Origin of the sequence: Lacticaseibacillus suibinensis, from assembly GCF_003946175.1 — a bacterium.
Taxonomy (GTDB): domain Bacteria; phylum Bacillota; class Bacilli; order Lactobacillales; family Lactobacillaceae; genus Lacticaseibacillus; species Lacticaseibacillus suibinensis.
The window spans coordinates 43,013-49,711 of sequence record NZ_RHOK01000019.1 but is presented as its reverse complement, the minus strand read 5'-3'; the positions used below and the strand labels follow the sequence as shown (position 1 = coordinate 49,711).

At 55.6% G+C, this 6,699-nt stretch carries 4 protein-coding genes; all 4 read right to left on the bottom strand.

Features of this window, described 5'->3' with window-relative positions; translation table 11 throughout:
- Positions 1–109: 109 nt before the first annotated feature.
- From asp2 to secA2, 4 genes are read right to left on the bottom strand one after another with little or no spacing between them, the layout of a single operon-like run.
- Positions 110–1,462 carry an accessory Sec system protein Asp2 gene (gene asp2, locus EKM90_RS09935; protein ID WP_125582180.1) on the bottom strand — a complete coding sequence of 451 codons (1,353 nt, stop codon included), beginning with the start codon at positions 1,460–1,462 and terminating at the stop codon, positions 110–112.
- The gene (asp1, locus tag EKM90_RS09930; protein WP_125582178.1) at positions 1,463–3,037 is read right to left on the bottom strand and encodes an accessory Sec system glycosyltransferase Asp1; all 1,575 of its coding nucleotides are present in this window, start codon (positions 3,035–3,037) and stop codon (positions 1,463–1,465) included.
- Between the two features lie 17 nt (positions 3,038–3,054).
- Entirely contained in the window at positions 3,055–4,284 is a 1,230-nt protein-coding gene (locus tag EKM90_RS09925) for a preprotein translocase subunit SecY (protein WP_125582176.1), read from the bottom strand.
- 10 nt (positions 4,285–4,294) lie between these two features.
- A complete protein-coding gene (secA2, locus tag EKM90_RS09920; RefSeq protein WP_125582174.1) occupies positions 4,295–6,643 on the bottom strand; it encodes an accessory Sec system translocase SecA2 in 2,349 nt (782 codons plus the stop codon).
- Positions 6,644–6,699: the final 56 nt, after the last annotated feature.

Below are 6,699 nucleotides of genomic sequence, written 5' to 3'. Positions count from 1 at the left end.
TGAGTTGTTGGTAATGCTTGTGGGTGTTAGTCTGAGAGTGGGTCATGAAGATTCCTGCTTTCTTGTTTAGCTAGTACTAACAAGAATAGGTCTTCATGGCCTTTTTGGTCTAGTCGTCAGGGTGTTGCACTTGAATTGTAAACTGGGGGTCGAATTGTTGCCACAACCGCTGATTTAAATGCGCACTGCTGGCGGTGCTTAAGTCGCCTTCATAGTACAGTTGCACATCAAAGCTGGCTTCAAAATCGCCGGGTCTTAGAATCTTCCCGGCCTTGGCGATGGCGCCAAGGTTGGTCAGCGGCTTGCCGGCGAAAATAGCCCGCGGCGGCAACTGCGCGCCATAGTAGAAGGCCGCGTAGGTGCCCATTGACATGCCGCCCATGGTCAACTGATCCGGAGTGAAATGCAGCCGCTTCAGAGTTTGCTTGATCAAATCCAGCACGGCTTGTTCAAAGGCCGGACTGCCGATATAAAAACCGCCCCCCATTAACCGGGTATCGGTAATCAGCAGATGCGGTGCGCCGAGGCGACTCATCATCCCGCGCCCTTCAAAGCCGTCATCCCCACGAAACCCGGAGAAGAAGACATTCAGCGGCGGCTTCAAGTCCCCAGCATCGAAGTAAGCAATGATGCCACCATAGCCACTGGCCGGATCAAGTAGCCGCACCGAGTTCAGTAGCACTTCGCCATACCGGCCGCGAGACCGCCGCACATGGAACTTGCCCAGTTTGACTTCACCGCTGCCGCGAATGTAGAAGCTCACGTTAAACCCCGTGGCCGCCTCGGCGAGCAGGTGATAGCCTTCATGGAGTTGGTCGCCGGTGAGCGCGATACGCTGGGTCGGCGCCCCTTCTGTCAGCAGGTCAATAGCCATCATTAGTTCGGCTTGACCGGGCTGCTCGACGTATTCCAAGGTGAGATGGTCATCAAAATTGGCTGGCACATACTGTGGATTCGGCAGCGCCGCCACCCGCACCCAGTCTGGACTGGCGGCCGTGAAGACGCGATACGCCCCGCCTTCTTGCCGGAGCGGACCGTGATAAGTCGGATCGAGCCGCAGGAACTGCGGCCCCATTCCGAAAGTGTGTTGACCGTCGAAAAAATCAACATTGAGGTCATGGGCCAAGCCTTTGACGTCTTCGAAGTCGAAGAAAAACACATTTTTCAGGTTCAAAATTTCCAGTGCCGCATCAGGCAGGGCCACATGCACATCACAGATGATTTGATTGGCCGGTAGCGCCCGCAGCCGCTCAGGCTGATCAAGCCAAGGCGAGGTGGCATCAAGCAAGATAAGCGCCCGAAAATAGCGCGGGTTAAACTGCCCATTTGCCAAAAACAGCGGTTGGCCGGCCACTGGTTGCCCGGTGTCATCCGGCAACCAATCATATTCAAAATCATCACTTAACGCGTCCCATAGCGGCAGCGAACGAGCCGCCACATGTAAAACGTTGATGGTTGCCATTTAAATCACCTTTTTCCACTCGTTCATAATGTGGGTGGCTGTGTTGGCCTCTAGCAAAGCCGCATTGCCCACTTGCGCCGTATTCCAATGATGTAGCGTATCCAAGAAATAACTCAGTCCCGGCACGATTTGATCCGGGGTCGCCACCACAATGCCAGTTTGATGGTCCTCGATAAAATCGTTGGCGCGCCGCACCAGTTGCGGAATGGCATTGCTGATGGCCAGCATTTGCAAGCGCAGGTTCGTCAGCTTGCTGGTATCCAAGTACACGCGCGCCGCACTCATCGCGGCCGCTTGAGCCTCCGGCGGAAGCGGTGGGTTCATCACCACGCGCTGCTGCAAGTTGTAGGCCGCACTAGCGGTCCCCCAACCGGCGCTTTCCCGCAGGCTCTTGCCAGCCTTACGCTCAGCCGGGGTCAGCTCATTGGCCTGCTTTTTCTTCAGATAGGCCATCACGTTTTGATAATCCTCAGACTGTAAATCTACGCCCAGTTTGGTTTCGAGCCAATGGGCCACGACGTGCTGACCAGCCTCCACCCGCGCGTCGTCATCAGCTTCAATCATCACTGTTTTGGCGCGATTTTTCTGCAGCATGGTCAGCATTTGCTCCAACGTTTGCCGGAACTCCGCTTCATCTGCATCACCAACGAACCAGTAGGTCATCATCGTCGGTACTTCATTACTATGCCCGAGGCTCAGGGACGTCGGATACGGCAAAATCGCCCGCGTCTGGTCCTCCCAATCAGCGGCATTTTGGAACTGCTGTAAAAACAGTCGGCGGTCTTCCTGCGTCGGTAGCACCACCTGGTCGGCGGCTTGAACGCTGAGGCGATCCACCACTTTTAGTTCAGTGTTGGCCGCCGCGAGGAAAATCACCTGCGGAAACAGCGTCAACTGCCGGCGCAACGCCAGATTGGCTGGCGTCATCGTTGCCACTAGCGTTGGCTGGCGGCCAGCGGCCATCACCCAGCGGTCCATCACTTCCGCCAGCACCGCGCTGCGGTCCGGATAGTGGCTGAAGGCGAAGCGACTCGCGACTTGCGGTGCCATGGTCACAGCGCCTTGGCGGTCTTCGGTCATCACGAGCTGATCTTGATCATCGAACCACTCACGCTTGACCAGTCCATTGCCTTGTTCACGGTAATCGACATACAGGCGATTGCCGCGGTCATCGTATTGCGCCACGCTGCGCGCGCCGGTCGGCTCATAGTCCGTGATTTGCCAGACAAACCCTCGCGGATGCAGCGCGACCGTTTTGGCCAGGCGCTCGCCGGCGAAGTAATTCACGTTCGGCCAGGCATACACCGGGAGCAAATCGGCTGGCAGCGGCACTTCGGCCAGCTGCAGTGGCGTACCGCTTGGCTCGTGGATGCCTAGCAACTGGTCATATAAGCGTACCAGCGGCACGGTATCCAAGCCCACTTGGTGCAGCATGAACTGCAGATCCGGAGCGGCCTTTGCCGTCATCAGGGTAAAAGGCTGCTGATTAGCTTTGAACACTTGCGCCAGCTCCACCACCCGATTGAGGTCCGGATGCGCATCCGCGGCGTTTAAATCAACCAATAATGTAAGCATGCTGAACCTCCTTAGGCTTATTCATCGAAGAGTTGGTACTGGTTTTTCAGTCGCAGCGCTTGGAACTGCTGCACCACCGTTGAAATGATGGTGATCATGATAAACAGATTTCCAATCAGCAACGTGTAGTTCGAGATGCCTTTGATATAAAGCCCAATCACCAGCGGGAGCAACGCAATGACAAAGATGATGCTGTTGCCAATCACCGTCAGCCACAGGAAGTGATGGGTCAAAAAGGCTTCCGTGTCATCGCCAGGCATCACGCCGGCAATGTAGTCGCCACTTTCCTTCAAGGTTTTGGCTTGTTTGCTGGGCTGGAAGTTCACGAAGCCGAACACGAAGCCTAACAGCACCAAAATCACACCATACGTGATAATCCCGCGCCAGTTCAAGTAATCGGTCCAGGCTAAAATGGCTTGGCCAACCTTGGAAAAGCGCAGGTTGGTGGCTTGCACCACTGTTTGTGGAATGGTGAAAACCATGGTCGAAAACATGAACGGCATTGAACCCGCCGTCAAAAACGGTAGCGGCAGATACGGCTTGGAAAAGGCACTTTCCAGCATCGGCTTTTGCAGTTCAAAGCGAATTTCGCCATAATTCAGGGGCACGGCCACCAGCAGCACAATCACGCCCACGACGCAGGCCGTGGCGATATGTTCCGGCGTCAGCGGATACGGCGAGTGCCCCCAGCCATTTTGAAGCATGTTCGGAATGTTCAAAATCAAGCCGGGTAAAATCAGCATCACCGTACTTCCAATGCCATGGTCGGCGTTATACAGCGCCAGATACACGACCAGCATCGCCCCAGCGGTCAAAATCAAAAGCGCCACCAGAAACGAGAAATCATAGCTGCCGCCTGGTAGATATAGCGGCGTCAGCGCCGAGCGACTTAGCCACAGCATTTCCAAACCCTGCACCAGTGCTAACACCGCGGTGATACCGTTTTGAATGAAGCCGGCAGTGCGCGTGGAAAGCTTATCCACAGCGGGAATACCCAAGGAAGACAGCGCCTGCCATAAAATCAGCGCCGTCATGTACGGGCCTAAGCCCAATGACATTAAGGTCGGGGCGCCGAGTGCGCCACCAGTGGCGTAACTGAAGACCTGCAAAAATTGGAACTTGGCCAAAGCATCTGAAGCGGCGGTGAGATCGTAGCCTGGAATCGGAATTTGCTGGCCCAGAGCCAAAATGGCGACCAGCATCATCGTGGTGAGGCAGCGTTTCAAGAGATCATGATTGGTTTTCATTGCTGCCTCCTTAAGGGAAATTAACCTTCACCGTACCATCGGCCTTGGCAATCAGCTCCGAGCACAACAGATTGGCCAGCACTTCTTGATACAAGGCGCGTTTCATCACCTTAAAACTGCGCCGACTTTCTTTTTGGTACTCATACATCGGATTGCTGCCTTGCGTGCTGCGATTCATGGTGACACTCTGTAGCGTCTGTAAGTTGTCCACTTGCTCAATCCATTCCCAGTCGATGGCCTTCAGCAGGGCCAGCCGTTCAAAATAGGCCCATTGATCCTCGGCGGGCAGCTTTTCATGCACCGCAGCGAGCCGGTGCATGATCAAGTCGGTCAAGTAATCAACGTCGGCCGCGAGCTTAGGTGCTTCGCGCACCGGGGCAGGATTGTAGTCACGGTCGACATGCTGATAAACAAAATCCAAAAACGCCGCCACGTCCGGTTGCGGATGATCTTGGACAAAGTTGCGCGCCGCTTGCTTAACGGCAAAGTCGACCTTACCCTGCACATCTTCTCCCGCGATGATGGCATCGCGTTGCTCATAAATTTTGTCGCGCTGCACCCGGAACACCTCGCCATATTGCAACGTGGAAAACCGTTGTGAACGTTCTCCGGTCGCAATCACCCGCTGGGCATTGTCAATCACATGCCGAAACCGGCCGTGGTTGCTCAAGCGCTGTTTTGGGGCGGTCGCATGTTTGTCGGTCCACTTGCGCACATGGCGTGGAGCGTTTTGCAAGACAATGCGGTCCTCCAGTGAGGCATAAAACAAACTTTCGCCGGGGTCGCCTTGGCGGCCGGCGCGGCCACGGAGTTGGTTGTCCACCCGGGGGTTATCCATCCGCTCGGTGCCCAGCACCAGCAGCCCGCCTTGCGCCTTAACGCCATCGCCGAGGTGAATATCGGTGCCGCGGCCGGCCATGGAAGTCGCCACCGTCACAGCGCCTGGCCGGCCGGCTTCGGCGACAATGTTCGCTTCTTTGGCAGCGGAGCGGGCATTCAGCAGGCTGTGCGGAATGCCTTCCCGCAGCAGGAGCCGCGAATACAGGTTGGACAGGGCCAAAGAGCCGGTCTCAATCAGCACCGGCCGTTTATCTTCATAGGCTTGGCGAATCACCTTGAGTGACGCCAGCAGCTTGGCTTCATTGCTGATGAACAGCCGGTCCGGCCGGTCTTTGCGAATATTCGGCTTGTGCGTCGGCACCTTAAAGACCGCCAGATGATAAATTTCCATGAACTCTGACGCATCCGTGGCGGCGGTACCGGTCATGCCAGCCAGCTGATGGAACATGCGAAATAAATTCTGGAACGTGACTTGCGCCATCGCCCGCATTTCCTGGGTAATCCCCACGCCTTCTTTGGCTTCCAGCGCCTGGTGCATCCCTGCTTCCAGTTTCATCCCGGTCAGTTCGCGGCCATTGGTAATGTCGATCAACGACACCTCGCCATGCGCGACGATGTAATCACGGTCTGGCTTCAGCAGGTAATTCGCCCGTAAGGCCAGCACCAGATGGCGGTACAAGTCGGTCCAGTCTTTGCTGAGCAAATCGTCAACGCCAAAATACGCCTGCATGCGCTCAATCCCAGCTGGGGTGAACCAGATCTGCTTTTCGTCTTCGCTGCGTTCAAAGTCCTCATCTTCCACCAGCATTTTGATCAGCCGGTCTGAAGACACGTAAAAATTCGATTGCGGCCTCGGCGCCCCGGAAATAATCAGGGGCGTCGAAGCTGAATCCAGCAGCACCGCATCGGCCTCATCCAGCAAGGCAAAGTTGAAGCCTTGCATGTAACGGTCTTCAGCGGTCGAAGCCAGGTTATCGGTGAGATAATCAAAGCCCAGCGCACTATTGGTGGTGTAGACAATATCCGCACTGTAAACCTGGTGGCGATCTAATTCGTCTTCATCGCTACCTTCTTCGGCCACACCAGGCATCACCGTCAGCCCCAGCCACTGGTAAACCACGCCCATTTCTTTGGCATCACGGTTGGCCAAGTATTCATTGGCGGTAATCAAAAAATTGCCTGGCCCAGTCAGACCATGCAGGTACATGGGCATGATCGCGGTCAACGTTTTGCCTTCACCGGTTTTCATTTCGATGATGTTGCGGTCTTCCATCGCCACGGCGCCCAAAATCTGAACGTCATACGGCACCATGCCCAGCACCCGCCGCGCCGCCTCACAGACGGTCGCGTATGCTTCCACCAGCAGTTTATCGAGCGGTTTGCCTTGGGCGAGCTGCTCACGCAGTTCTACCGTCTTCGCCTTCAGCTGCTCATCGCCAAGCGCCTGGTACTGCTTGATCAAGGCTTGAATTTGCCGGGTTTGCCGGATGTATTTATGTCTACGCAGGGAAAAATTCATCTCGGGATCATCGTTCCTTTGGCTTCAGTGAGTTCACATTGCAGTTTCACGCCGGC